At 39.9% G+C, this 1,493-nt stretch carries 2 protein-coding genes; both read right to left on the reverse strand.

Annotation, left to right across the window (positions count from 1 at the left end):
- Nucleotides 1–58 precede the first annotated feature (58 nt).
- Nucleotides 59–259: a helix-turn-helix transcriptional regulator gene (locus ABCW45_RS17685; protein WP_343221290.1), complete on the reverse strand. Its 201-nt coding sequence runs from the start codon at nucleotides 257–259 to the stop codon at nucleotides 59–61.
- A 665-nt stretch (nucleotides 260–924) separates the two neighbouring features.
- Entirely contained in the window at nucleotides 925–1,290 is a 366-nt protein-coding gene (locus ABCW45_RS17690; RefSeq protein WP_117484757.1) for a hypothetical protein, read from the reverse strand.
- Nucleotides 1,291–1,493: the final 203 nt, after the last annotated feature.

Consider the following 1,493-nt stretch of genomic DNA (forward strand, 5'->3'; position numbering starts at 1 on the left):
GCACAATAACATACAGGCGGCTTCGCCGCACATAGCAATAACCTAAAGCGGTTTCCGCCTATCCGGACAGGTGGTTTCCATTTTTCCGGACAGACGGCTTCGCCGCAACGGAATATTCACTTACCTTTACATCAATTTTCCCTGTCTCATAAGCAGATATAGTGCATTTCTTTGTAAACAAAGCCTCTGCCAATTCCTCCTGTGTCATTCCCATCTTTACTCTGCATTCTCTAATTCTCATTCCCATTGTCATTTCCATTCTTCTCTCCATTTCCGGAGTTCAAAACGGAAATAAACACAAGAAAAGGAGTCTACAAAACGTATAACAATAAGACCGGTAGCGACAATTATATGCCACCTGGCGTTATTTCCGTTTTGTAGGCTCCTGATAGTTCTATGCTAAATCCAACTCGTTACAAACTCTTGGTAATCAGTGCCGACCTTGATGGTTCTAGCCAAATCCGACGGTTCCTCTGATTCCTCATGTTATTCTGTTTTAATAATTCGCTGCTCGCTTCATCGGTTGCATCTGCTTACATCTCTTAGTCTTTTGGACACTTACTTTGACCTGTCCCACCTGACCATTTCCTCTGCGGTTCTCCAACACCATCACTCTCTCATTATCCACAAGCGCAACTATCTCTCGGTTGCATTTCCCACAGGTTATCTCGATATTACACTCTCCCTGACACTTCATCAAGATTCTGCCACACACCGGGCAACTCACAAATCTCTTATCTTTTCTATCTATCATCATCAAAATCCTCCTGTTGATTGTAACTACTCAACGGTAAAGGGAAAGGAAAACCATTGATGATTATAAAATGACGAATGAGTTCCGATGTGCCGAAGTCCGCACCATTCATCTTTTGTACTTCTCGCTGACCTATCACATTTCTTATCATCTATTTTCTTTGCTTCACCTCACATCACTTTTTTGTACTTATTAATAGTACCTTTTACTTTTTCAGCAACGATAAATTTGTCAGAATGCTTATCTACATATGAGGCTAAATATTTTGCTAATTGCATCTTAGTAGAACGAGAAAAACTTGCCCACTTATCCTGATGTAACGCTGAAACAATAAACGTCTTCCCAATCTCCATTTCTTCTAAACCTTTTAGCATTTCCTCTTGTAAATCAGCAATTGGAACTGTATTTGTTCTATCTCCTAAATAGAGCATCACACAATACTTCTGAAACGAAGATGCACTAAAACCCAATTCTTCTGCTCTCTTCTTTACACTCTCAAATTCATGTTCTTCGTAGTTTGAATAAATTCTTCCCATATTACTCCTCGCTTTCTATGGTAGGTGCTACCACTGTTTTTCTATACAGTAGCACCTACCACTACAAAAGTCAAGTATGATAAGCCCTGTGTGTTAGGATAGTTGTCAGTGAAAGATAATTACATTTGTGGTAGTATAGAGCTATCGCAGGAAGGGAGCTTTCATTATGAACTATAGTCCAGAGTTAAAGGATGCACTCCTCA

Source organism: Pilosibacter fragilis (assembly GCF_032490495.1).
Taxonomy (GTDB): domain Bacteria; phylum Bacillota; class Clostridia; order Lachnospirales; family Lachnospiraceae; genus Pilosibacter; species Pilosibacter fragilis.